The organism is Streptomyces sp. NPDC046727 (assembly GCF_040645635.1).
Taxonomy (GTDB): domain Bacteria; phylum Actinomycetota; class Actinomycetes; order Streptomycetales; family Streptomycetaceae; genus Streptomyces.
In genome coordinates this window covers 20,811-45,533 of record NZ_JBEYYR010000055.1, presented here as the reverse complement: position 1 = coordinate 45,533, position 24,723 = coordinate 20,811, and the positions used below count along the sequence as shown (strand labels likewise).

The 24,723-nt window shown below is 72.3% G+C and carries 15 protein-coding genes; 7 read left to right on the top strand and 8 right to left on the bottom strand.

What is annotated here, in order from left to right; genetic code table 11:
* Positions 1-53: 53 nt before the first annotated feature.
* The 4 genes from ABZ937_RS40170 to ABZ937_RS40155 form a co-directional block, all read right to left on the bottom strand.
* Positions 54-1,265, bottom strand: a complete 1,212-nt coding sequence (locus ABZ937_RS40170) for a S8 family peptidase (protein ID WP_361699928.1) — start codon at positions 1,263-1,265, stop codon at positions 54-56.
* Positions 1,266-1,567: 302 nt separating this feature from the next.
* Positions 1,568-6,019 carry an AAA family ATPase gene (locus ABZ937_RS40165; RefSeq protein WP_361699925.1) on the bottom strand — a complete coding sequence of 1,484 codons (4,452 nt, stop codon included), beginning with the start codon at positions 6,017-6,019 and terminating at the stop codon, positions 1,568-1,570.
* On the bottom strand, positions 6,012-7,109 hold the full coding sequence (locus tag ABZ937_RS40160) for an effector-associated domain EAD1-containing protein (RefSeq protein WP_361699922.1): 1,098 nt from the start codon (positions 7,107-7,109) through the stop codon (positions 6,012-6,014). Before ABZ937_RS40160 ends, ABZ937_RS40165 begins: the two co-directional genes overlap by 8 nt.
* A 4-nt stretch (positions 7,110-7,113) precedes the next feature.
* On the bottom strand, positions 7,114-8,148 hold the full coding sequence (locus tag ABZ937_RS40155) for a trypsin-like peptidase domain-containing protein (RefSeq protein ID WP_361699919.1): 1,035 nt from the start codon (positions 8,146-8,148) through the stop codon (positions 7,114-7,116).
* A 364-nt stretch (positions 8,149-8,512) separates the two neighbouring features.
* On the opposite strand from ABZ937_RS40155, the gene ABZ937_RS40150 reads away from it, so the two are divergent.
* Positions 8,513-9,370, top strand: a complete 858-nt coding sequence (locus ABZ937_RS40150) for a serine/threonine-protein kinase (RefSeq protein WP_361699916.1) — start codon at positions 8,513-8,515, stop codon at positions 9,368-9,370.
* A gap of 40 nt (positions 9,371-9,410) precedes the next feature.
* Entirely contained in the window at positions 9,411-12,836 is a 3,426-nt protein-coding gene (locus tag ABZ937_RS40145) for a serine/threonine-protein kinase (protein ID WP_361699914.1), read from the top strand.
* Positions 12,837-12,848: 12 nt separating this feature from the next.
* On the opposite strand, the gene ABZ937_RS40140 is transcribed toward ABZ937_RS40145, so the two are convergent.
* The 3 genes from ABZ937_RS40140 to ABZ937_RS40130 are packed head-to-tail and all read right to left on the bottom strand — an operon-like array spanning position 12,849 to position 15,191.
* Entirely contained in the window at positions 12,849-14,294 is a 1,446-nt protein-coding gene (locus ABZ937_RS40140) for a radical SAM protein (protein WP_361699911.1), read from the bottom strand.
* Positions 14,295-14,306: 12 nt separating this feature from the next.
* Positions 14,307-14,528: a hypothetical protein gene (locus ABZ937_RS40135; RefSeq protein WP_361699909.1), complete on the bottom strand. Its 222-nt coding sequence runs from the start codon at positions 14,526-14,528 to the stop codon at positions 14,307-14,309.
* A gap of 57 nt (positions 14,529-14,585) precedes the next feature.
* A complete protein-coding gene (locus ABZ937_RS40130; RefSeq protein WP_361699907.1) occupies positions 14,586-15,191 on the bottom strand; it encodes a TetR/AcrR family transcriptional regulator in 606 nt (201 codons plus the stop codon).
* Between the two features lie 51 nt (positions 15,192-15,242).
* On the opposite strand from ABZ937_RS40130, the gene ABZ937_RS40125 reads away from it, so the two are divergent.
* The 3 genes from ABZ937_RS40125 to ABZ937_RS40115 all read left to right on the top strand — a co-directional run bounded on the left by ABZ937_RS40125 (position 15,243) and on the right by ABZ937_RS40115 (position 18,101).
* Positions 15,243-16,169, top strand: a complete 927-nt coding sequence (locus ABZ937_RS40125; protein WP_361699904.1) for a DUF2867 domain-containing protein — start codon at positions 15,243-15,245, stop codon at positions 16,167-16,169.
* Positions 16,170-16,327: 158 nt separating this feature from the next.
* The gene (locus tag ABZ937_RS40120) at positions 16,328-17,221 is read left to right on the top strand and encodes a serine protease (RefSeq protein ID WP_361699901.1); all 894 of its coding nucleotides are present in this window, start codon (positions 16,328-16,330) and stop codon (positions 17,219-17,221) included.
* A 148-nt stretch (positions 17,222-17,369) separates the two neighbouring features.
* A complete protein-coding gene (locus tag ABZ937_RS40115) occupies positions 17,370-18,101 on the top strand; it encodes a hypothetical protein (protein ID WP_361699899.1) in 732 nt (243 codons plus the stop codon).
* Between the two features lie 415 nt (positions 18,102-18,516).
* Here ABZ937_RS40115 and ABZ937_RS40110 read toward each other — a convergent pair whose 3' ends face one another.
* Positions 18,517-20,586, bottom strand: a complete 2,070-nt coding sequence (locus ABZ937_RS40110; protein ID WP_361699896.1) for a SpoIIE family protein phosphatase — start codon at positions 20,584-20,586, stop codon at positions 18,517-18,519.
* Between the two features lie 244 nt (positions 20,587-20,830).
* Between ABZ937_RS40110 and ABZ937_RS40105 the strand changes: the two genes are divergently transcribed.
* Both ABZ937_RS40105 and ABZ937_RS40100 read left to right on the top strand, forming a co-directional pair.
* Complete coding sequence (locus ABZ937_RS40105) at positions 20,831-21,811, top strand: cyclase family protein (protein ID WP_361699894.1); 981 nt, start codon at positions 20,831-20,833, stop codon at positions 21,809-21,811.
* 87 nt (positions 21,812-21,898) lie between these two features.
* Positions 21,899-24,715: a SpoIIE family protein phosphatase gene (locus ABZ937_RS40100; protein WP_361699892.1), complete on the top strand. Its 2,817-nt coding sequence runs from the start codon at positions 21,899-21,901 to the stop codon at positions 24,713-24,715.
* Positions 24,716-24,723: the final 8 nt, after the last annotated feature.

Genomic DNA, 24,723 nt, shown 5'->3' with positions numbered 1-24,723 from the left:
GGTGCCGCCGTACGCGCTGGCGGCACCGCCGGGCCGTGGTGTCCTTGGGGGACCTACTCAGTGACCTTCAGCAGCTTGTTGGGGGTTCCGCTGCTCGGGTTGGTGATCTTGTCGCTGGTCGCCGCACCGGTGAGCGCCGTGGCGACCTGCTCGGGCGTGGCGTCCGGGTGTCCGGCCAGGTAGACGGCGGCGGCTCCGGTGACGTGGGGCGTGGCCATGGAGGTGCCGGAGATCGTCTTGGTGCCCTGGTCGCTGTCGTTCCAGTCCGAGGTGATGTCCGAGCCCGGCGCGTACAGGTCCACGGTCTTGCCGAAGTTGGAGAAGTCCGACTGGGCGTCGTCCTTGGTGCTGGAGGCGACCGTGATGGCCTCGGGGACCCGGGCCGGCGAACCCTGCCCGGCGTCCGCCGACTCGTTGCCGGCGGCGACCGCGAAGGTGACACCGGAGGCGATGGCCTTCTTGACCGCCTCGTCGAGAGCGGGGTCCGCGCCTCCGCCGAGGCTCATGTTGGCCACCGAGGGACCCTGGTGGTTCTTGGTCACCCAGTCGATGCCGGCGACGACCTGCTCGGTGGTGCCGGAGCCGTTGTTGTCGAGGACTCTCACCGCGACGATCTTGGCCTTCTTGGCCACCCCGTGCGCGGCACCGGCGATGGTTCCCGCCACGTGGGTGCCGTGGCCGTTGCCGTCGTCGGCGGTGTTGTCGTTGTCGACGGCGTCGAACCCGGAACTGGCCCGCCCCTCGAAGTCCTTGTGGGTGATGCGGACGCCGGTGTCGATGACGTACGCGGTCACCCCTTCCCCGGCCTTGTCCGGGTAGGTGTACTTGCCGTCGCCGGCCGTGTCCTGCTGGTCGATGCGGTCCAGGCCCCAGGACGGCGGCTTGTCCTGGGTGGCATCGATGTGGAACTTCTTGTTCTGGACCACCGTGGACACCGCGGGGTCGGCGGCGAGGCGCTTGGCCTCCGTCTCGGAGAGGCCGCTGGCGGAGAAGCCGTTGACCGCCGAGCCGTAGGTCCGGCCGAGCCTTCCGCCGTACTCCGTGGCCAGGTCCTTCTTCTCGGCCTGCGACGCCTTCTGGTCCAACAGGACGATGTAGCTGCCGGCCACGGCTCCTTCGGCGTTCAGACCGTAGACGGTGCCCTCCGCGGGCTGTCCCGCCTGGGCGACGGGGGAGACGTACAGGGCGGTACCGACGACCGTTGCGACGGCCGTGATCGCGGTGACGATCTTGGCCTTGCCTATGCGTTTGTGATGCGCCGTCAAGAGGGGTCTCCTCGTGAAGTGGGGGGATTTGCGTTCGAACGGCAGCGCTGCGCGTGCTCAGGAGAGTGCCTACTTGTCGCGAGCAGATCAATCCCTTGATGTGCCCCTGACACCTCGGGAATGATCGATCTCCACAAGATTCACGCACATCTGAGGCAACCGGCACGCAAACGTGCAGCCCTGCACGCTGGTTGAATCACCAAGGAACGACCCGGGATTATCCGTGTCGATTTCTTCACCGTCTGCTCACGCGGGGCGGGACCGAGCGGCATCTCGCAGGCTCGATCCCGCTGCCGCTCGGCTCATTCCCCGTCGTCCGGATCGACGGCGAGGACCAGGCGGCCCACCGACCGCTCGCCGAAGTCCACCGTGACCCGGTAGAACCCCGGCGCGGGAAGGACGAGACGGAACAGCAGCCCCTCACCGTCGGGCAGCGGCTGCCCCACGGCCGCGACCTCGGCGCCGGCCGAGGAAGGGCCGGTCACCCCGTCGCAACGCACTCGGGCGTCCCGGGCCAGGGCACCGCGGACGAGGATCTCGTAGGGCCGCCCTGCCTCCGCCACCTCGGGCAGGGACAGGGAGGCGGTGCCCTCCGCCGAGGGCAGCCCGATACCACCGTCGTCGGGCGCGTACCGTGCCAGGCGTCCTTCCCGGGTGTCCCGCGTGTCCTCCCCCGTCGTCGGGCGCGGCGGCTCCGGCCCCGGTTGCGGGGACAGCAGCACGCCCGCCACGAACGACATGACCGACTCCTCGACCACGAGTGAGCCGCTCCGGACCGGGACGAAGTGGTCGGCGCGCCTCGGCGCGTTGGCCGAGACGGTGGGCACCGTCCCGTCTCCGCCGGCGTCCCAGCGCAGCAGCGCCCCCCGCTCGTCCCGCAACGGTGATCCGTCGGTGGCCAGACGTGGCGTGGTGTACTGCAGGCGGACGGTGCCGCCGGTGAGGTCGACGCTCTGCACGGTGCGCTCTCCCACGCCCACGACGGCGCCGACGGGCTGCGGAAGTGATGCCCCTTTGATGCTCGGCCGCCTGCTCAGGGCTTCCCGGGCGAGGGCCGTGTCGCCGCCCAGCCGCGCCACGTCGTCGAGTCGCAGGCGCCGTACGCGGCCATGCTCCTCGATGCACCGGTAGTCGGGAAGCAGGTCGTAGAACCCGGGCCAGGTGCGCAGGAGTTCCCGCATCCGGCGGGTGGGCAGGGGCCATGGCCGGGACGTGGCCTGCGCATCCAGCATGCCCACCGTCTGGGGAATGCCCCGGAAGGGTGTGCCGAGGCACACGACGCTCCTGGTGTTCTCCGCGAGCCAGGTGTCCAGGGCGAGCGCCCCGCAGGCGACCAGCCCGCCCATGGAGTGCGCGATCACCACCAGCCGTGGCGGCGCCCCGCCGCTCCCGTCCGCACGCTGCCGGGACACCGCGGGGTGGGCGCGCCAGCGCTCCAGATGCCATGCGGCCGCCTGGGCCAGGAGACGGGCGTTGTGGGTCACCGCCAGCCGCCAGTCGTAGGGGAACTCCAGCACGGCGTCGGGGTGTGCGACGTAGGAGCGGACGCACCGGCGCAGGGGTTCGTACGATTCGAGTCCGCCCAGCATGGGGGCCCAGGAAGGGGTGCGCAGGAGGGAGACGGGGCGGATCCGCCGCTGGTCTCCCCGCAGTTCGTCCTCCGTCAGTCGCAGGTCACGGACGTCGCCCCGCAGCCAGGCGCGCGCGAGGTCCTCGGCGGACTCGTGACCCCACACTCGCTCGCCGCTGTGGGTGTCGACCAGGGCGCTGCCCATGAATCCGGGTACGAGGACGACCGCGTCCCGGGGCGCCAGGTCTCCGCCGACCCATGCGCCGCGGCGGCCGGAGCCGGTCCGCGTGAACTCCGGTTGATCGACCTCGTACTGGTAGGTGTTGACCAGCGCGTGGCTCCAGGAGAGCTGGTGCTCGGATCCGCTGTCGATGTACGACCCGACCGTGCCGCCCCGGGCGATGTGGTTGTTGTGGACGATCAGATCGGCGGCGTCGGATCCGCCTGCCACAGGCTTCTCGGCGGAGTCCGGTGTCTCCTGTGCGGCCCGCGTCGTTCTCTCCAGGTCGCGCACCTCCTCCGCGTTGAGCGACCTGCGCAGGACCTGCCCGGTGGCGCCGGTCACATCGACGCCGAGCTGACGCGCCGACTCCGACACCAGGTCGGGCACCTGGTCGCCCACCTCGGCGGCCAGTTCGCGCACCAGTGCCGGGTGCCGGGAGCGTTCGCGTGCGCCGAGGCGTGCGACACGCTCCAGGACCTCGGCGCGCAGCCGTCCCGCCTCGGCCGTGTCGACGGTGTCGTCCCGTCGGTGCAGGCGCAGTCCGGCCACGGCGACGGTGAGCAGCGACGCCTCTCCGAGTGCGGCGGCCTCGGCGGCGTCGCGCGCCTGACCGAGCAGGGAGCGCGCGGCGTCGAAGCGTCCGAGGTCCTCCTCGATGCGGGCCCCGCGCACCGCGATGTCCACGAAACCGCGGGGGTCGCCGGCCCGTGAGGCGAGTTCGAGGACCGGCTCGACGAGGGCCCGCGCCTCGCCCGTCCGGCCCAGCGCGGCGAGCGCGCGGATCCGCAGGGCGCCCAGCCGCGCGTCCTCGCCGACCTGCTCCGCGCGTTCGTCCAGCAGGTCCAGCGCGGCGTCGGCCCGGCCCTCGGCCAGCTGTCTGGTGCAGACACGCAGCGCCTGGCGTGCCCAGGTCTCGGCGTCGGCCTGCCGCAACAGCTCGGGGCGGGCGGTGAGGCCCAGCCGTTCGGAGAGGTACACCTGGCTGCGGGCGGGCAGCTCCTCCAGGGCGGAGTCGAGCAGCGGACCGGCCTCCCCCAGCCAGCGGCGGTCGAGCGTCTTGGCTCCCTGCCCCAGGCACATCCGGTGGTACAGCTCCTCCGCCCGGTGCTCGGCGGCGCTCGCGGGGTCGGTCTCGGCCAGTCTCCGGTAGTAGGTGACGGCTCTGTGGTGGATCCGGTCGACCACCTCGCCCGCGTCGCCGCGGAGCATCGGCAGCATGACGCGGCGTACGTCCGCCCGCTGGACGACGGCTTCCTGCCCCGGCACGTCCGCCACCAGCGCGGCCTCGTCGCGGAGCCGGTGGAACAGGACTCGGGCCCGCCGTCCGCTGACGTGTCCGAGGCCGCAGGGCTCGGCGAGCACCCTGCGGATGACGTCGGGTGTCACCCGTCGGACGGTCAGTCCCGGACTGGCGATACGGCGCAGGTCCTGGTCCTCCAGGTGGTCGAGGATGCGCCGGTAGAGCACGCCCTGCACCTCCTCCGGCTGGAGGCGCAGCTGGACCTGGCGGCGCAGCGCCGGGTCGCTCAGGGCGCGCTCCCCCTCCCTGCGGAAGAGGTCGGCGGCCAGCTTCAGGCTGAGCGGGTCCGATCCGGCGGTCCGGGTGATGGCGTCCAGGGCGGCCTCGTACTCGGCGCCGGAGCCGGGCAGCAGCCGGCACAGGAAGGACCGGGCCGTGGCCGGATCGAACCCTTGCAGCGGCAGTTCCGCGAACCGGCGGTCCGCCACCGGGGCCCGGCCCGCGGCGACGATCCGCAGCCAGGGGCACACGTCCTGGAGGACTTCGAGGAAGTCCAGGAGACGGGCGAGGGCGAGCGGGCCCTTGCGCTGAGCCTGCTCGAAGGTGTCGAGGAACAGCAGGACGGGCCGGTTCGTGTTCCCCGGCGCCGCTGCCACCTGGTGGGAGAACAGCATGGCGAGGCTGGTCTCGTCGTGGGCGCGTCCCGTCCTCGGTCCTCTGCTGCCCTGCTCCTCGCTCTCCGCCCGGTTGTCCGCGTCGAGGGTGGTGCGGACGGCCCGTTCCAGTTCCCTCGTGGCCGGTACGTCGAGTGCGGGTACGAGCACCCGCAGCTGCCGCAGGGCCTCGCCGAGCAGGGTGAGCGGCTGCTCCGGCGGCAGGTCCGCGCGGTCGAGGGGCAGGTGGACGAAGGGGAGTTCCGGTGCGGCCGGGGTCCTGCCGACGCAGTCGAGGGCGAACCGGGCCACCAGGGTGGATTTCCCGACGCCTCCGGGACCGTGGATCAGCAGCCAGTCGCGTCGGCCGGTGCCGGGCGGGCGGTCCGCGGGCGCCGGCCCGGTACCCGGTGCCTCGGTACCGACGTACCTGGCCAGCGCGGCCAGTTCCCGCTCGCGCCCGCAGAACGTGGCGTCGGCGAGTGCCTCCAGCGGCTGCAGCAGCCGGGCCCGTTCGATGTGCAGCTCGATGTCGTCCGGCCGGGGCAGATCCACGGCGCGCTCGGCGAGGGCCCTGCGCGCTCCGGTGGCGTCGCCGAACCAACGGACGAGGGTGAGGAGGGCGTGCAGCTCGTCCAGGCTCCGGTCTCCGAGGGCAGGCGCGGTGCCGGTCAGTACCTGCTCGGCGCAGTCGCGGACGGTGTCGTGCCCGGCCGGGACGCCCGAACGCAGCGCCGCCAGCAGTTCGTCCGGGGTGCGCAGCCGCTCCAGCGTGGCGGTGCGCACGGACGGTACGAGGCGCCAGCGCCGGCCCTGGCGGGTGTTCACCCGGTCGCAGTCGTGGGTGAGGAACTCCCGCAGGGCAGCGGCCTCGGAGTCGCCGTCGCCGCCCCGGCCCTCCAGTTCGGCCGCGTCGAAGGCGCCGAGCAGGGCGGTTCCGGCCCGCAGCGCCCACCGCTGGGGGGAGATGTCGCGAGGCTGCGGCTGGGTCGCCGCCGGCCCGGTCTCGCGCAGCAGGTTCAGGACGTCGCGCGAGGTCAGCTCGCGCGACGGAGAGGATTCAGACACCGGCTCCCCCGTACGTCCGACAGAGCTGCCGGCCGCGCAGGGCGGCCACGGCGGAGATCTTCTCCAGGGGCAAGGGGGCGTCGCGGTCGACGTCGCCGCCGACCGCTTCGCGCAGCACGTCCATGACGAGCACGTCGGCGGCATCCGGGGTCATGCGCGTGCCCACGCTCTCGGCGATGGCGCAGAAGAACTCGTGCAGGTCCGGTACGTGGATGGGGCCGAGGTGGGTGCGCCACACATAGGGGTCGACCGACGGCCGCAGCTGTCCGGCGTAGGCGATGAGGACGATGCTCAGCCGGTCGCCGGTCTCACCCCCGGCCACGGCCTCGGCGAGGCTCTCCACCAGGCGCAGGGCCTGCGGGGTCAGCGCCGTCCTGACCAGGCCGTCGAAGACCAGCCAGAGGTCCTGCCGCGCGGCCCGCATCCGCTGCTTGGCGCGGTTGACCACCCGTCTGACCCGGGCGTCCTCCGAGGCGAAGGGGTCGTCCTGGCCCAGCTCCCAGCCGAGTTGGTCCTCGAGTTCGGCCACGATGTCGCTGACCTCGACGGGTTGCGCGTAGGCCGACAGGTCGATCTTGTACGGGGTGATCCCGCGCCCGCGCAGGACATGGCAGAGCAGGTACCAGGTCCAGGTCTTGCCGGACCGCCGGTCGCCGTCGACGATCAGCACGCGGCCCTCCCGCGCGTCGAGCATCTCGCGCAGCGTGCCGCGCAGTTCGCGCCGGTTGATGAAGGCTCGCGGCAGTCCGGCGCCGAGCAGGAGGGCGGCGCACGGGTCGGAGGTGCCGACCGGGTCCTCCTGGGTGAGAAGCAGCTTGAAGATGTCGTAGGCGGCGAGGTTCTCGTTCTCCGAGACGACCTGGATCAGCTTCCTCAGCCGGCGTTCGGAGGCGGCGTGTTCGAGCACGCGCGGCCATACGTCGGCCAGGGGGCCCTTCCAGTCGATGGCCACCGGGCTCAGGCCGGCGGTCTTGACCAGGCGCCGGACGCCGTCCTCGTCCTCGTAGGCCTTGAGGAGCGCGTCCAGCAGCTCGCGGGCCTGGGGGTCGTCGTCAAGGGTGAAGACCGTGCGGTCGAGCAGGTGTACCACGGTCTCACCTCAGCCCCGCGTTCGCCATGCCCGCGACGACCCGTTCGATCCTGATGCCCTCGTTGCGGTACTCCACCTGCTCGCTCAGCCGGCCCGACCAGGTGTGCCGGCGGTGCAGTGCGACGAGTCGCCATCGCTCGTCGAAGACGGGCGAGCCCGACGATCCCTTGTCGGTGTCGGTCCAGTACTGCACGACCCGGTCGTCGACGTGGCGGACGACGTTGTGCCGTGCGGCGAGCTTCTTCACGCCGCCGTTGGGGTGCTGGATGATGTAGACCCGGTCCCCGACCTCCACGGTCGCCCGTTCGTCCAGACGGACGACGACCGCCTCCTCGGGCATGGGCTCGGCCACTGCGATCACGGCCCAGTCGTCCGTGGCGTCCCCGGTGACGCCGGCCGGGTCGCAGGCGACCGTCACGTGGTGCAGATCGCGCCCGTCCAGGTCCTGTTCGTATCCGAACCACGCCTCGACGGCGGCCATGGGTGTGCCGTCGGCGGTGTGCAGCACGTGATGGTTGGTCAGCAGCAGGTCGTGACCGACCCGGAAGGCGGTGCCGTGGTAGCGGTTGCCCCGCTGGTCCGTGACCCTCAACTGGCAGACTCCGGTGGCCTGTTCCGTACCCCTTCGGAGGAAGGCCACGTCCTGGAAGGTGGCGGCGGCGAAGATCTGCCGTTCCCGGGTGTCCGGGGCGGTGAAGTGCTTCCACGCGCCCGGCGGGGGCTGTGGTTCCGGAGCCTCGACGACCGGGTGTTCCGCGACGAGTTCACGGACGCGCTGCGCCACGGCGGCATCCGGTCCTTCGTCGATCCGGGCGAGCAGCGACCTCAGCTTGTTCTGGTTGCGTGCGGCGGTGATGAGATCGAACCAGACCGCGCTGCTCGTCTGCTGCCATTTCACGTACTGGGTGGCGACCCCCGCCTGCCGGGCCATGGCCCTCACCTCGGCCGGTTCGTCGTAGGAGGAGGCGAGCAGGTCGCGCAGTTCGCGAGCACCGGGCGCGCTCCAGTCGAAGGGAAGGCTGTCCAGGAAATGCGTCATCGGTTTCACCTTGTCGGGCGATGCCGTGCGGAAGGGTCACCACCGGAAGCGCAGCCGCCACGGGCGGGGTTTCTCCGCGGCACCCATGCGACGTGCTGCGTGGGACACCTTGGCCCCACCCGCGCAGCATAGGGCGTGAGAAGGCGTGCCGGAGCCCGGTGCGCCAGAGACGGGGGGCGCCGACGGCGCACGGCCCGCGCGGGCATCGGCAGGGGGCGCATGCTCCTGGCCGTCGACGGGGCGCGTGTGCGCCCCCTTGTGCGCCTGTCGTACCCATGCACTCCAACCGCGCACCACGCGCACCCGCCACTGCGGACGAAGTGGGGCACCATGGCAGGGCGTGACTGCCTCCGGGGGGATGGCCATGGGAAACACGGCAATGGACGGACCGCCGCGTCCGGAGATCGGCGGCTGGGTGATCGAGCGCGAGCTCGGCCGGGGCGGGATGGGCGTCGTCCACGCCGTGGTGCACAGCGGGGACGGGCGCCGCCGGGCGCTGAAGCTCATCCGACCGGACATGAGCGCGGGTCTGCCGGAGCCGGCCGACGAGTGGATCGTGCAGTTCGAGCGCGAGATCGCCGTGCACCAGGGGGTGCGGCATCCGCATGTGGTGCGGGTGGAGGAGGTGGGGAACGAGGCCGGACTTCCCTACCTGGTCATGGAGTTGTGCGAGGGCGGCTCGCTGGGGGACCGCGTCGGGGCGGACGGTCCGCTGCCCGTCGGGGAGGCCGTGCCGCTCTTCCTCGACGTGCTGCGGGCGGTGCATCACATCCACACCGTGCGGGGAACGGTGCACCGGGACATCAAGCCGCACAACATCCTGCTGAGCCGGGGACCGGACGGCGCCCCTGTCGCCAAGCTGTCCGACTTCGGGCTGGCCAAGGCGTTCGAGACGGCCGGGCTCAGCGGACTGACCCGCTCAGGGGTGTTCGCGGGCACGATCCGGTTCATGCCGATGGAGCAGGTGGTCCGGTACAAGTACGCCAAGCCTCCGGTCGACGTGTGGGCGTGCGCGGCCTCTCTGTACTTCGTGCTCACCGGGCGTGCCCCACGGGACTCGGACGGCCCGACCCGGCGGAGCAGGGCCGTCCCGGTGCGCGAGCGCGATGCCCAAATCCCGGAACGGCTCGCCCAGGTCCTGGACCAGGCGCTCGACGAGCGCTCCGGCGAGCGTCCGCGCACGGCCGAGCAGCTCGGCGAGGCGCTGCGGGCAGCCGTGTGAGGCCGCCCCGAGGGCGACGCGAACGACCGGAGGGGGAAGCGTGACGGAGAACCAGGAGTGGGCGCCGGGGATGACGCTGCTCGGCGAGTTCACCGTGGAGAAGGACCTGGGGACCGGCAGTTACGGACGGGTCGCCCTGGTCCGGGCCGAGCGGTCGGACGAGCGGTACGCCGTGAAGCGGCTGCACTCGGAGGACCCCGTCCACCAGGGGCGGCTGCTGGTCGAGGCCCAGCGCTGGATCGCGCTGCCGGCTCACCCGTACGTCGTGGAATGCCGGTTCACCCGAAGCATCGGCGACCGTGCCGCGATCTTCAGCGAATACGCACCGGGCGGCTCCCTCCATGACAGCATCCAGTCCGGCGCGCTCTACAGGGGAGGCCCGGCCCAGGCGCTGCGTCGCGTGCTCACCGTGGGAGTCCAGACCGCCTGGGGACTCGACGCGGCCCATGCGGCCGGGCTGCTGCATCTCGATGTCAAGCCGGCCAACATCCTCTTCGACGATCAAGAGGCCGCCAAGATCGCGGACTTCGGGCTGGCCGCCGTACCCCGGCCCCATACCGAGGAGAGCATCCACGCGGAGGCGTACCTGGACAGCCTGGTGGGCGGCCTGCCGGAGGGCAGCGACCAACGCCGGATCGCCGAGCATGCGCGTGACATCACGCTCGCCAGGTACGCGGCCTCCCGCGACGAACCCGTCATCGCCACCGAGGGGTCCTTCACCGCCGCATACGTCTCCCCGGAGCAGGAAGAGGGCCGGGCACTCACCGTCGGCGCCGACCTGTGGAGCTGGGCACTGACCCTGCTGGAGATGCTGGTGCGGGAACGGACCTGGCTCTCCGGGGCCTGGGCGGCCGAGGTTCTGGAATGCGCGGAGCTGGGGCAGCTCACGGAACAGGCCCTGCCCCTTCCGCCGCGCATCGTCGAACTGCTGCGCTCCTGCTTCCGGTACGACCCGTCGGACCGCCCCCGGTCACTGGCCGAGGCGGCCGACGTCCTGCTCGCCGTCGCGATCGAGGAGACCGGAACCGCCCTGGAGTGCGAGCCGCCGCCACGCGGCCAGGCACCGGAGCCGGGGTGGTACGGGAGGGAGCTGGTGAGCGGGGGGAACTGGCCGGACCCCCGGCTGCGGCTGCACTGGGCGTACCGGGTCGCGGGGCTCGACCTCAGGGATGCCGTCGCGTTCTGGCCGAGCCGCGGGGGCGACAACAGGTCCCGCCTCCTGGAGGACCTCAGGACCCTCCGCGAGGCCCGCCGTGTCCTCGCGGAGCTGCCCGCGTCGGTACTGCTGGGCCCTGACGCGCCGTCCGCCGACCGGCTCCTGGACACGCGAGCCGGGTGCGCCTATGACATCGGCCAGGTGCAGGAGGCACTCGGGGACCTTCAGGGCGCCGTCGACGGCTTCCGGGAGGCGCGGGACGTGCTGGAGGCGGCGCCGCCCGAGCTGTCCCGCCCCGGGTTGCCGGGGGTCCTGAACGCACTCGCGATCGCACTGCGCAAGGCGGGCGATCCCGAGCAGTCGCTGCGGGTGTGCGACCGGGCCGCCGCCGCGGCCCTGCTGGTCGACGATCCGGTACGGGCGAAGACCTTGCTGGGCTACATCCTGATGACCAAGGCCAACGCCGCCGCGGCACTGGGCGGCGGCGAGGACCCCGCCGCGCTGTACCGGGCGGCCCACGAGACGTTCCGTTCGGCGGGCGGGGAGAGGGACGCGGCACTGGCGCTCGCCAATCTGGCGGCGCGCCTGGAGCAAGCCGGCCGGTCGACGGCCGCCGCGCCGTTGTGGGAGGAGGCGGACGCCGGACTCGCCGCGTTCACCGGCCCGGCCCATCGGGCCGCGGAAGCCGCTCGGGCCACCTTGTGGCACAACCGGGCACTGGCGGCGGCCGCGGACTCCCCGGAGCAGTACGGCCATGCGGTGCGCGCCGTGGAACTGTGCACCCCGCTGGTGCGCGACTTCGGCTGGCACCAGTTGTGCGGGACGCTGGGGCTCGCCGTCTTCCTCCGGGGGCGGGGCGAGGAGGGCATGGACCGGGGCGTCGAGGCCCTCGCGTCCTACCGGGAGGCAGCCGTGCTGCTCAGGACCGCCGTGCTCCGCGACGGCCGGACGGAGCTGAGCGAGCAGCTGGCCTTGGCGTACGACCACGAGGCGGCCTTGGCCCGCACTCACGAGGATCGCCTGCGGGCCGTGGCACCGGCACAGCGGGCGATCGGGATCTGGGACCGTCTGGTGCTGCTGGAGGGCGTCGCCAGATGGGGCGCCTCGCTGGCCGAGAGCCTGCACAAGCTGGCGGAGACGTTCCGGGAGATCGACCGGCTGGACGAGGCCCAGCAGGCCCTCGCGCGGGGGTTCGCCGTCCTGGACGATCCCGCGTGCGGCGCCGACGGCGACACCGACATGGTCCGGTCCCTCCTGCTCATGGAGCAGGGGATCGTGTACCGGCGCCAGGGCCGCCCGGCCGCGGCGTACAAGGCCTCGGAGGCGGCGATCGCCCTCCTGGACGCCCCATGGGACCGCTCGAGGGCGAGGACCTGGCTGGGCGCGCGACGGAACATGGCCAATGTGTTCATGCTGGCCCAGAGGTATGACGCCGCCGCTCTGACCGAGGCGGAGACGGCCGTCCGGACGGCGGAGTGGGCCGCGTGCGAGATCCTCACCGACAGCGACCTCGCGGATGTCTTCGGGCTGCTCGCCGAGAAACTGCGGCTGCTCGGCAACGCGGAACGGGCGGCGGATACGGCACGTGTCGCACTGGGCGCGTACGGCCGGCTCGCCGCGGCCGGCCGGACGGATGTCGCGGGCCTCACCGTCAGGATGTGGCGCATGCTGGGCCTTGCCCTGCTCGGCGCCGGCGACGGCGCGGGCGCGCTCGCGGCGTTCGAGGAGGTGCTCGGCGCGGCCGAGGCGGGGAACGACCCTGACGCCGAGTCGGCGCGGATCGCCGATGTCGCCGCGGAGCTGCGAGCGACGCTGGGCGCCCGGCCGGACGACGTCCCGCAACGACTGGCCGCGGCCAGGAGGGGACTGAAAGACGCCGTGGAGGCGCTCCGGTCCGGCGTTCCCTTCGTGGGGTTGGAGATGCTTGAGTGCACCGCCGCGACGCTCGGCCTGCTGGTGGACGCCCATCCGCACCGGGAGGTCGCCGAGGTCAGTGCCTCGGTCAGTGCGCTGCTGGCCTTTACGGCGAGGGCGAACCGGTGCCTCGTCCTGGCGGAGCGGGCCCTACGGCAGTCCGGGGCCGCCTACGGCCTGCTGGTCGACGGTCACGCCGGCCACGAGGCGTTCGAGCGCTGGCTGAACAGCAGCCTGCTGCGGGCCTCGATCCTTCGTGTGTGGGGCCAGGAGCAGGCCGCCCGCGACCTGCTCGACGAGATGGTGGAGAACGCACGGCGGGTGGGCGGTGAGCGGGCCGCCCGGCACTGGCGTGCCGAAGCCGACCAGGTGCTGAGAGGGAGGCACCGAGCGTAGGCGTGCGGGGCGTCAGGGAGTCTCGGCGGTCGCCGTCCCGTACCCTCCGCGGAACTGGTCCGGCTCCGTGTACGTGAAGTCGTCCGGGAGGGACTCGCCGAAGCCGGCGGCCACCTGGCGTGGCAGGTTCCGCCGCCAGTACCGGCCTTCGCCGGCCGTCCCGTGGGCGTCGGCCTCAAGGTGTCTCTTGGGGCAGCCGCCCCAGCACACGGGAAGGAAGGAGCAGCGTGAGCAGGTCGGCAGACGCGTCGGGTCGAAGGTGTCCCACCATGCGCTGTCCGCTCCCGGCGCCGCGTCCGTGAGGAGGGGCAGGCCGCGCCGCCCGAAGGCACCGACGGCGCGGTGGCGTTCACCTACCTGGAGGCCGCAGCGGTACTCGAGCCCGTCCGCGCCCACGACGGCCGAATCGAAGGCCAACGCCCCGCAGACCGATGTCTTCGGGTAGGGGAACCCGTCGACGATGTCCTGGGCGTCACGGGCTTCCTCGGGCAACAGACGCTCGGCGGTGGCCTGGAGCCGTGCGAACTCCTGGTCCGTGAGTTCATGGGGGCGCAGGAACGCCGACCGGTCCGAGTACGCGGACAGCTTGGCGACCATGAAGACGCACCGGTACGGCGCAGCGAACCAGCCACGTGACGTGGCCAGCTCGATGAAGCCCGCCAGATCCCCCGCGTTCCCGTGGTCCGCGTTGAAGCGGAGGTCCACGCGCGTGTGCTGGACGAGGGTGTCGACGAGTTCCACCGCCTGCTCGAACGACGAGACGTTCCCTCCGGTGCGATGGCTCGGGCGGTACCGGCGCCGGCGGTCGTGATGGTCCTTGAGTCCGTCGAAGGAGATCTGCACCTCCCTGATGCGGTGCCGGGCCACGAAGCCGCCCACGTCCGACGGCCAGCGCGTGCCGTTGGAGACCACGGAGGCGTGATAGACGATTCCCTCGGCCGCGCAGAAGTCCTGCAGGAGGCGCGACGCCCGCTCCATGAACTCGACGTTCAGCAGGGGCTCGCCGCCGTACCAGTCGATGTGCAGGGTCCGCTTGCCCCGCCGTCCCAGCCGCCGGCGGGCGATCTCCACGAGTGCGTCGGCGTCGCCCACGCTCAGCGCTTCGCCGGACCGCGACTCGTAGCAGTAGTAGCACCCGAGGTTGCAGTCCATCGTCGTCGTCACCAACAGCACCACGGGGGCGTTGCCGCGAGCCTGCCAGTACCGCTCGCGCACGGAGGCCAGCTCGTCCGTCTCCGGCGTGACGAGGAACCCCGCGCGCCGCAGTCGCGCCGTCAGCTGGGGGCCCAGCGCGTCTTCCGGCACCACGCGGCGGTCTCCGCTCAGCAGTGATGCCAGGCGTTCGGCGTCAGGACCTCCGAGCCTGAGCACGCTGCCCGTGGCGGCGTGGAAGAGGGCGTAGCCGTCGGAGAGCGGAACCCTGAACGCGTATCGGGAGGTGACGAGCGATGGCTCCACGTCGCTTCCGCCCTATTCGATCTCGACGATCGCCAGACAGGTCGACCTGCTGCCGCACAGGCGCGCCGGCTGCTTGGTCTCACTGTTCGTGGTCGCGTCCGTGACCGCCTGCAGATCGGAGTCGACGACCGTGGCGACGACCACCTCGAATCGACTGCCCGGATCGACACGGGCCTTCGGACTCGCGTCGTCCGACGCGAGCAGCCGGATCCTCGTCCCTTGCCTTCTCTCCATGCACAGTAGGGTCCCGGCCGGCCCGGCCGGAGGCAATCCGGCAATGGAGTGGTTCTCCTAGGACTCCGGTGCGGCCGTCATCAGGGTGTCGAGCACCGAGTCCAGATAGCGCCTGCCGTCCTCTCCGGCCGGAAGCGTCTGCGGCACCGCGTGCACCAGCTGGGTGTGCCCGAGGTAGGCGGTGTAGGCCAGCAGGGCGCGGCGGTGTGCCTCGTCCGGGGGGAAGCCCAGTGCGGAGAAGAGCTGTGCCAGGTAGCCGACGCGGCGCTCCGTCACCCGGCTCAGTACGGCGGCGACCCTGGGGTGTCCGGCCGAGGCCGGCAGGGAGACCTCCAGCGGGTCGTGGGCGGCGCGTTCGGACGCCTCGGCGAAGAGTCTGCGCAGCCGCGTCCCCGGATCGGGCTCGGCTGCCAGCCCGGCGATGATCGCCTCGGTGGACTTCTGCTCCCAGCGGTCGAGCGCGGCCTCGATCAGCGACTCACGGTTGGCGAAATGCCAGTAGAAGCTGCCTTTTGTGGTGCCCAGACGGGCGGCGAGCGGCTCGACCGCGACCGCCGGGAGACCGCCTTCGCCCATGGCCGACAGGGCGGCGTCCGCCCAGTCCCGCGCCGTCAGCCGCTTCCGGCCGCCCTCGCGAGCGACCCCGTCACGCCGTTGCCCCATGACCGTACGCTACCGTATGGTCCGCAACATACGGCAGCGTATGGAGGCGTTATGCGCAGGTTCCGCGTGATCCGCAATGTCCACTCGCGCACCATCGAGGCCCCCGCCCAGGCCGTCGGGGCCCTGCTCGACCGGCTCTCCTCGCCCCACGACCCGCTCTGGCCCGCGCCGGCCTGGCCCCCGATGCGGTTCGACCGGCCCCTGGGTGTCGGCGCGGACGGCGGCCACGGCTTCGTCCGCTACCGCGTCACCGCGTACGAGCCCGGCCGCCGCGTCCGCTTCACGTTCCACCCGCCCATGAGCGGCCACCACGAGTTCGTCGTCGAACCGCTGGGGCGGGAGCGCTGCCGCCTGCGGCACACCCTGGAGCTGCAGCGCGGCGGCCCGATGGCGCTGGGCTGGGCGCCGGCGGTGCGCTGGATGCACGACACGGTGGTCGAAGAGGTCTTCGACAACGCCGAGCGGGCCACCACCGGGACGGCGACCGCCCCCGTTCGCTGGTCGCCCTGGGTCCGGTTGCTCCACCGGCTCACGTGGGAGAAGGCCACCGCCGGCGACCTCCCGGCGGGCGCCCGCCTGGCCCGTGCCGCCTTCGGGCGGGTCGACCACAGCGACGCGTTCCGGATGCCGCTGCGTCCCGGGATGCCGCGGGACCCCGAGTCCTGGCGGGGCGTCCTGCGCGGGGCCTCCTTCCCGGTGGTGGGCCGCGAGGGCGGCGAGGTGCTGCTGGGTGAGGACGCCGGCCACCTCGACTTCCGCGCCTCGATCCTCGTCGACGACGGTCACGTCACGCTCGGCACGGTCGTGCGGATCCACAACCGGCGGGGCAGGTGGTACTGGGCCGCGGTCCGGCGCGTCCACCCCTTCATGGCCCGCACCATGCTCCGGCGCACCCACCGGCGGCTCGCCCTGGCAGCTCCCGCCGCCGCCGAGCGCGCACGGCCGGCACCCGTTCCCGCCGTGCCGCGAGGAAGGTGAGCCGAGCCCGGCGGGAAGACGCGCAACCTCCCTCCGCAAGATCCCATCTGACAGGGCGGCATGCCACCGCCGACGGGTGAGTCCCGCTTCGCCCGACCCGGTCGAGCGCCTCGGGCGGGCCCGTCGTGGTGGCTCTTCGGAGATTGGAGTCACCCCCCATGGGTCTTTCCACCGCCCACAGAACCGCGCCCCGGCGGATCGCCTCCGCCGCCGTCGCCGCCGGCGCGGTGCTCGGGCTCGTCGGTACGTCCACAGGGACGGCCGGCGCGGCGACACCGGCGCACCCCGGCCGCCCGGACCGTCCCATCATCGGCGGCACCGAGAAGCCCGTCGGTTCCTACCCGTTCATGGCGGCGCTGCTGGACAAGGGCCGGGGCAACCCGCAGGACCGGCAGTTCTGCGGCGGCAGCCTGCTGGACCCGGGCGTCGTCATGACGGCCGCACACTGCGTCGTCGACGCGCAGCCCAAGCAGCTCGAAACGGTCGTCGGCCGCACCGTGCTGTCCAAGAAGAACCAGGGCCACCTGCGCAACGTCACCGACATCGTCGTCCACCCCCGCTACGTCAGGGGCCAGGAGGCGTACGACATCGCGTTCCTGATGCTGGACAAGCCGGTCACCGGCACCGCGCCGGTCAACCTGCCGACCGCGGGCACGGACGCCCTCATCCGCCCCGGCTCCAAGGCCACGGTCATCGGCTGGGGCAACACCGACACGGAGGTGCCGAACTACCCGGACCGGCTGCGGGCGGTGGACGTCCCGATCGTGTCGCACATCGAGTGCAAGGCGTCCTACCCGGGTTACGACAAGAAGGTCAACGTCTGCGCGGGCGTCGAGGGCAAGGACTCCTGCCAGGGTGACAGCGGCGGACCGATGTTCCGCAAGCTGCCGGGCCGCCGCGGGGTCTACCAGACGGGCATCGTGTCGTACGGCGACGGCTGCGCGGCGCAGGGGGCGCCGGGCGTGTACACGTACACCGGTTCGGCCAAGCTGTGGGACACGCTGGGCGAGTCCGCCAAGGGCAGGAAGGTGAAGCAACTGCTCGGCCGCTGATTCGGCACGCGGATGCCCTGCTCCCCGGGTTCCCGGGTGAGCAGGGCATCCGCACGCGCCGGAGCGCGCCCTGGGGCGGGGCGATAAAACAAGTGCGGGTGTTCGAGCCGGTGGGATACGTTCCTGCCTGTTCGAAGGGGGAACCGAAGTGGCGAAGCTGAACCAGATCATCGCTGTCGAGAAGGGTGTCAAGAGCAAGTCGCTCCAGGACATCACCGCGGCGCACCACAAGGTGCAGAAGCCGGCTCTGCTGGCGGGCATCTCGCGTACGTACCAGCCGAAGGACGAGGAGGGCGAGCAGCTGCCGCCCGAGTCCACGCGGGTGCAGGTGCAGGCCGAGGACGTGCTGCGCGAGATGTCCACCTCGCTCACCCGGCTCTTCGACGTGACCGCCACCAAGGACTGGGCCAACTGCGCCGCCCGCGCGGACGTCACGGTCGACGGCCGGACGATCCTCACCGACGTCCCGGTCAGCTACCTCCTCTTCCTGGAGAAGCAGCTCACCGACCTGCACGCGTTCGTCAGGAAGCTCCCCACCCTGGACGCCGCCGAGTCCTGGTCGCACGACCCTTCCACGGACTGGTGGAAGACGGACCCGGTGCGCACGATCCGTACCAAGAAGGTCCCCCGCAACCACGTCAAGGCGGAGGCGACCGAGAAGCACCCGGCGCAGGTCGAGGTGTACTACGAGGACGTGCCCATCGGGTACTGGACGACCGTGAAGTTCTCCGGAGCGCTCCCGGCGCGACGGGTGAACGAGCTGGTGGAACGGGTCGAGAAGCTCCAGCAGGCGGTGAAGTTCGCCCGCGAGGAGGCCAACGGCGCCGAGGTCACCGACCAGCGGGTCGGCGACGCCGTGTTCGGCTACCTGCTCGGCTGACGCCGGACGCGGGTAGCATCCACGATCGCCCCCGCGTGCGAGCGCGGGGGTGCGCGACAGGCGCGGGCCGGATTGAGGACCGGCGCGCGTGAGGAGCGCAAGCTGACACTGAAGTTCAGCCTGAAGAGCGGCGGCAGCCAACACGGCAGGGCCGGCCGCGGTCAATCTCAGACTCTCGCTCCAGTCTCAGCATCGCCGCCGATCGCCGGATCGACCGAGGCCGGACGAACGCCGTCGGATGCGAGTTCGACTCTCGCCTGCACCTCTCTCCTGGTGCGGTAGTTCAAAGGAAGAACACGACGGCATGATGACTGATCCGTCCTCTTAAACGCCGCCGGCGTGCGCAATTGGGTGGCATCCCCAGGGGCCCGGGAGCTGGATACGACTCCCGGGCCCCGCCACGTCCGTCGGCCGCTCAGGGCTGGGCCCGCGCGATGAGCAGGGCGACATCGTCCTCGCCGCCGGGCGGCCGGAGAATCTCCAGGATGCGGTCGCAGGTGTCCTCCAGATCGCGGCCACGCATCGCGGTGAGGGCGTCGAGCAGGGTGTCCAGGCGGGCGTCGATGGGTTCGCTTCGGGTTTCGACCAGGCCGTCGGTGTAGAGGGCCAGCTCGTCGCCGGGGCGGAAGGGGACCGTGGTGGCCTCGAAGGGGACCCCGCCGACGCCCAGGGGTGCGCCGGTGGGCAGGTCGAGCAGCCGCGCCGCGTGGCCGACACGCAGCAGCGCCGGGGGCAGGTGGCCGGCCAGGCACATCCGGCACTGGCCCCGGTGAGGGTCGAAGGCGCAGTAGATGCAGGTGGTGATGGTCTGCTCGACCCCTTCCATCAGGTGATCGAGGTGATACAGGACGTCGGCCGGGGCGAGATCGAGTTCGGCGAAGGCACGGGCAGCGCTGCGGAGTTGACCCATGGTGGCGGCGGCGTTGATGCCGCTGCCCATGACGTCCCCGACGATCAGGGCGGTCTCGTCCGACCGCAGGGGAATGGCGTCGTACCAGTCGCCGCCGATCTCGCTCGTGGCGCCGGCGGGCTGGTAGCGGCAGGCGACCTCCAGGCCCGGCAGGTGCGACGGGACCTCGGGCAGCAGGCTGCGCTGGAGAGTGAGGGCCGCGCGGCGCTGGGCCTGGTACCCGCGGGCGTTGTCGATGCAGACCGCGGCCCGGGCGGCCAGTTCACTGGCGAGCAACGCGTCGTCGTCGTCGAACGGCGCGGGGTTCCGGGTGCGTACGAGGTCGAGGGCGCCCAGGACCTCGCCCCGGGCCATGAGCGGTACCGCCAGGTAGGAGTGCACCCCGCCGGCTTCGAGGAGGGCGGCGGCTTCGCCGTGGCGGGCGATGCGCTGCAGATCCCCGCGCGTGGTGCGGGGCACCAGAACCGGTTCGCCGGTACGCACGCACCGGGTGATCAGGCGGTCACTGTCGTAGCGAGCGAGTCCCCCCGGCGGATCGGCCGCGTGGGCCACCACGGTGGAGTGGGTCGCGCTGACGGCGAGGGCGCGGAAGAGGGCCGGGCCCTCCTGGGACGCGGTCCGGCCGTGCAGGGCGCTGTCGAGCACGTCCACGGCGGCCACATCGGCCAGGACCGGCACCACGAGGTCGGCCAGCTCGCGCGCCGTCGTCTCCAGATCGAGGGTGGAACCCACGCAGGCGGAGGCCCTCGCGATCAGCGCCAGCCGTTGCCGGGCCTGGGTCGCCTCGGCGGCGGCCCGGTGTCGCTCGGTGACGTCGATGACGGAGTAGGCCAGGCCCAGCACCCGGCCGGCGGAGTCCTCCAGCCGGTAGTAGGAGACGGACCATGCATGGTCGTGGTCAGGGTCGGCGGGGGGACGGCAGACGATGTGCCGGTCGACGACCGACTCGCCGGTCTCCAGGACATGGCGCAGACGTGCCTCGGGGTCCGTGTCCAGGAAGGTCAGGACCTCGCCGACCGACCGCCCGAGACGCTCGGCGGCGGACTGGCCGGTGATGCGTTCCAGAGCCGGATTGACGGCCAGGTAGCGCAGGTCCGGGTCCAGGATGGCCAGCCCTATCGGGGACTGGGACACCAGACGCACGGCCAGTGCGGCGTCCCGCTCGACCCGCGCCACGGCGGCCTGGTCCGCGGCGAGGCCCAGGGCGTAGGGGTCGCCGAGGTCGTCGAGCAGTCGCATGTTGCGGAACTCCACCAGGCGGGTGCTGCCGTCCTTGTGCCGGATCGGAAAGGCTCCGGCCCAGTCGGTGCCGGATTCCATGACCTCGGCGAACAGCTTGATCAGCTGGTCGCGGTGCTCCTCGTGGACCGTCAGACGCGCCGCGTACTGGCCGAGCGCTTCCGCCGCGGTGTAGCCGAACAGCTCCTCGGCCTTCGAGCTCCAGAAGACGACCTGGCCGTTCGCGTTCAGCACCACCGCGGCGACGCTGAGCCGATCGAGCAGGCCACTGGGCGGCGCGGCGGCACCGGCGACCGACCGGTCGACGGCTCCTCGGGAGGATTCCGTGGTGCCCATGCCTCATCTTCCCTCCCGCCCGGCGCCGTGGCGCGTGCCGAACCGGCGGACGTTGTCTTCATCCATGGTCGTCCCAGACGGCGGAGGCCCCCACCTGGACTCACACAGCGAGCGCCGGCATCGGCCGGAGGACGCACGGCGGCCCGGGTTCCCGGACTGAACCCGCGCGGCCACTGTGCCAAGCTGGAGCTGATCACGAGCGCCCGGCTCCTGCGCGTCCCGCCCGGAGAACGGTTGAGTACAGATGACATCGAAGTCCGCCGATGCCCCGGATCCCCGTCCAGCCGTCACCGGCAACGGGCCCGCCGTCTCCCGCCGGGAGTTCGACGCGCTCTTCGAGGCGGTCCGCACCTGGGGGCGCTGGACCCCGGCCGACCGCGGTGCCTGGAACCGGGTGACCGCGGACCATGTGCGGCGGGCCGCGGCCGGAGTGCGGTCCGGGGTCGTCGTCCCGTTGGCACTGCCCTGGAACACCCGGCCCGGCCCCGACAACCGCAGGCCCGCGCTGCACCACATGACCGATCTCGGTGACGCGGAGCATGACGCGGAGAGCCGGGAACCCTCCGCCCACAAGGACTTCATCGGCGCCGACTACCACGGCAAGGCCGTCACCCATCTCGACGCCCTGTGCCACATCGCCTACCGGGGGCGGCTCTACGACGGCCGGGCGGCCGGCGACGTCGTCGGCGCCGCGGGCGCCCGCTTCGGGGCGGTGTCGGCGCTGGGACCGCTCGTCACGAGAGGTGTGCTCCTCGACCTCCCCGCCGTCCTCGGGGTCCGCTGGCTGGAGCCCGGCCGAGCGGTGCACGCGCAGGACGTCACCGCCGCGGAACGGGCGCTCGGTGTGACGATCGGCGCGGGCGACGCGGTGCTCCTGCGCTCCGGTCAGGTCCGCCGCCGCACGGAGGTCGGCGCCTGGGACCCCGACACGGCGAGCGCGGGCTTCCATGTGGACGCCGTACCGCTGCTGGCCGAGCGTGGCGTCGTCCTGCTGGGCGGTGACGGTGACAACGATGTACGGCCCTCGCCCGTGGAGGGCGTGCACTCGCCGGTCCACGCCCTGGCCCTGGCCGCGATGGGGGTCCCGCTGCTGGACAACCTCGATCTGGAAGCCCTGTCCGTCGCCGCCGCGGAGGCCGGGCGGTACGACTTCCTGCTGGTCGTGGCGCCGCTGAAGGTACCGGGCGGGACGGGCTCGCCCGTCAACCCGGTGGCGGTCCTGTGACCAACCGTGCCCCATGCCCATAATGTTCGTATTCTCGTCTATGTCAGACTGTTCCTGAAAAGCGGACTCTCGCGAGTGAGGCGCAGCGTGGTTCGGTTCGGCGGGGCACCGACGCCGACGGGGCGTGCGACAGGCGGCACAGAACCCGTCCGTTCGCGTGAGCGCTTCCTGGAGGGCGGGCCGGTCGAAGCGGGTGTGCGCCCGCCCATCTCCAGCTCGTGGCAACGCTGCCGGGCCCTGGGGCTCTCGCCGGACGGGTTCGACCTCCCCTTCCGGGAGGACTTCGACGCGGAGGCACGGATCGTCCGCGCGGCCGCACCGGTGCTCGACCGGCTCCAGTACCGGTTCGCCGGCAGTCGGATGAACATCTGTGTCGCCGATGCGAGCGGAACGGTCCTCATGCGCCGTTTCGGAGAGGCGTCCCTGGCCAGAAGCCTCCCGGCGATCCAGCGCGTGCCGGGATTCGTGTTCGCCGAGCAGTTCGCGGGGACGAACGGCATCGGTCTCGCGCTGGCGGAGCGGCAGCTCATCCGGGTCTACGGTGCCGAGCACTTCGCCGAACGCTCCCAGGGAAGCGCCTGCCGGGCACTCCCGGTCCGCGACCCGCTCAGCGGCCGTATCGAGGGCGTACTGTGCTTCGGCTATCCCCGCGACTTCGACAACCCCGCGCTGGCCACGGTGCTGCTCAAGGCGGCGCGGGCCATCGAACAGCGGTTGCTCAGGCACAGTTCCGCGCGCGAGCGCGCCCTGCTGCGGGCGTACCTCGACACCGAGGCCGAAGCCGCCGTCGGCCGTCACCACACCGTCGGAGTGGACGAACTGGCTCTCGGACAACACCCGCGCGACCGTGCGCTCCTCATGGAGAAGGCCACCGAGCTGATCTCCTGCGCGCAGCGGGCCGCCGTCCACGTCGCCCTGTCCGACGGCCGGTGTGTCACGCTGCTGAGCCGTCCGATGACGAGTGCCACCGGGGTGGTGGGCGTGGCCATCGAGGCCGTTCTGCCCGGCCCCGCACCACGGCATCCCCTCGTGCCCTCGCGCCGGATCGACGAGGTGCCGAGCCCGCCGTCCGGACCTGCCGCCGCCCGTGTCGTCCTGCCGTCGGGGGCCCTCGCCGCCCCCGGCCGGGTCGCCACGGGCGCCACGGGAGTCACCCGCATCGCAGCGGAGGACGGTCATCGTGCCTCCTCGCCCCCGTCGAGAGGGCTGCTGCTCGTGGGGGAGCCGGAGGTGGGGCGGCACGCCCTGGCCGCACGACGCCGCCTGGAGCTGCTGTCCGAGGCCAGTACGCGCATAGGCACCACCCTGGACGTGCGCCGCACCGCCCAGGAACTGGCGGAGACGGCGGTGCCGCAACTCGCCGACTACCTCACGATCGACCTGCCCGAGGCCGTACTGCGCGGGGAGGAGTCCGCCGACCCGCACGGCGACCTGCGCCGTACGGTGGTCCACGGCATCCGTGACGACTGCCCCTTCCATCCGGTCGGCAAGCAGGTCGACTACGGCCCGACCACGCCCCAGCTGCGCTGTCTGGCCGACGGGGAGGCGGTGCTGGAACCGGACCTGAAGGTCGCCGCGGGCTGGCTCGCCCACGATCCCGAGCACACCGAGGAGCTGCTGACCCACGTCCACTCCCTCATCGCCGTCCCTCTGGTCGCCCGCGGTGTCGTCCTGGGCGTCGCCGCCTTCTACCGCGGGCGGGATCCCGCCCCCTTCGGCGACGACGACCGTTCGCTGGCCCAGGAACTCGCCACCCGTGCCGCCCTGTCCATCGACAACGCCCGGCGCTACACCCGCGAACGGACCATGGTCCTGGCCCTGCAGCGCAGCCTGCTCCCGCACGGGCTGCCCGACCAGGACGCCGTCGAGGTGGCCCACCGCTATCTGCCCGCCGAATCCGACGTGGGCGGGGACTGGTACGACGTCATCCCCCTCTCCGGCACCCGTATCGGCCTCATGGTCGGGGACGTCGTCGGCCACGGCATGCTCTCCGCCGCCACGATGGGCCGGCTGCGCACCGCCGCACGCAGCTTCGCCGAACTCGACTTCCCCCCGGACGAGGTCCTCACCCAGCTCGACAACCTGGTGGGACGCCTGGACCGCGAGGACCCCGGCGCCGACGCGGCGGACATCATCGGCGCGACCTGCCTGTACGCCATCTACGACCCCACCACGCAGAAGTGCGTCATGGCCCGCGCCGGGCATCCGCCCCCCGCGCTGGTCAGCCCCGACGGCACGGTGTCCTTCGCGGAGCTGCCCGCCGGACCCCCGCTCGGCCTGGGGGGCCTGCCCTTCGAAGCGGTCGAGACCGACCTCCCCGAGGGCAGCCAGCTGGTCCTCTACACCGACGGGCTCATCGAGGACCGGTACCGCGACGTCGACCGGGTCCTCGACCAGCTGCGCGAGGCCCTGGCCCACCCGCAGCGCAGCCCCGAGGAGACCTGCCAGGTGGTCCTGAACAGCGTGGCGCCCGCGCACCCCCGCGACGACATCGCCCTCCTCGTCGCCCGCACCCATGCCCTGGACCCCGCCCGGATCGCCAGCTGGGACCTGCCGCCCGACCCGGCCCTCGTCGGCGAGGTCCGCGCCGGCGCCATGCGCCAGCTGGCCGACTGGGGACTCGACGAAGCCGCGTTCGCCGCCGAGCTGATGCTCAGCGAGCTGGTCACGAACGCCATCCGGCACGGTTCCGGACCCGTCCGCGTACGGCTGCTCCTCGGCCGCACCCTGATCTGCGAGGTCTCCGACACCAGCAACACCGCCCCGCACCTGCGCCGGGCGGCCAGCACCGACGAGGGCGGCCGTGGCCTGTTCCTCGTCGCTCAGCTGTCCCAGAGCTGGGGCACGCGCTACCTGCCCCGGGGCAAGGTCATCTGGGCCGAGTGCGGTCTCGACGGCGACTGAGGCCGGCG

Coding starts and splice junctions, on each gene's coding strand:
- ABZ937_RS40120 (WP_361699901.1), top strand. CDS start 16,328: ATGGGTCTTTCCACCGCCCACAGAACCGCGCCCCGGCGGATCGCCTCC.
- ABZ937_RS40150 (WP_361699916.1), top strand. CDS start 8,513: ATGGGAAACACGGCAATGGACGGACCGCCGCGTCCGGAGATCGGCGGC.
- ABZ937_RS40155 (WP_361699919.1), bottom strand. CDS start 8,148: ATGACGCATTTCCTGGACAGCCTTCCCTTCGACTGGAGCGCGCCCGGT.
- ABZ937_RS40110 (WP_361699896.1), bottom strand. CDS start 20,586: ATGGGCACCACGGAATCCTCCCGAGGAGCCGTCGACCGGTCGGTCGCC.
- ABZ937_RS40135 (WP_361699909.1), bottom strand. CDS start 14,528: ATGGAGAGAAGGCAAGGGACGAGGATCCGGCTGCTCGCGTCGGACGAC.
- ABZ937_RS40105 (WP_361699894.1), top strand. CDS start 20,831: ATGACATCGAAGTCCGCCGATGCCCCGGATCCCCGTCCAGCCGTCACC.
- ABZ937_RS40125 (WP_361699904.1), top strand. CDS start 15,243: ATGCGCAGGTTCCGCGTGATCCGCAATGTCCACTCGCGCACCATCGAG.
- ABZ937_RS40130 (WP_361699907.1), bottom strand. CDS start 15,191: ATGGGGCAACGGCGTGACGGGGTCGCTCGCGAGGGCGGCCGGAAGCGG.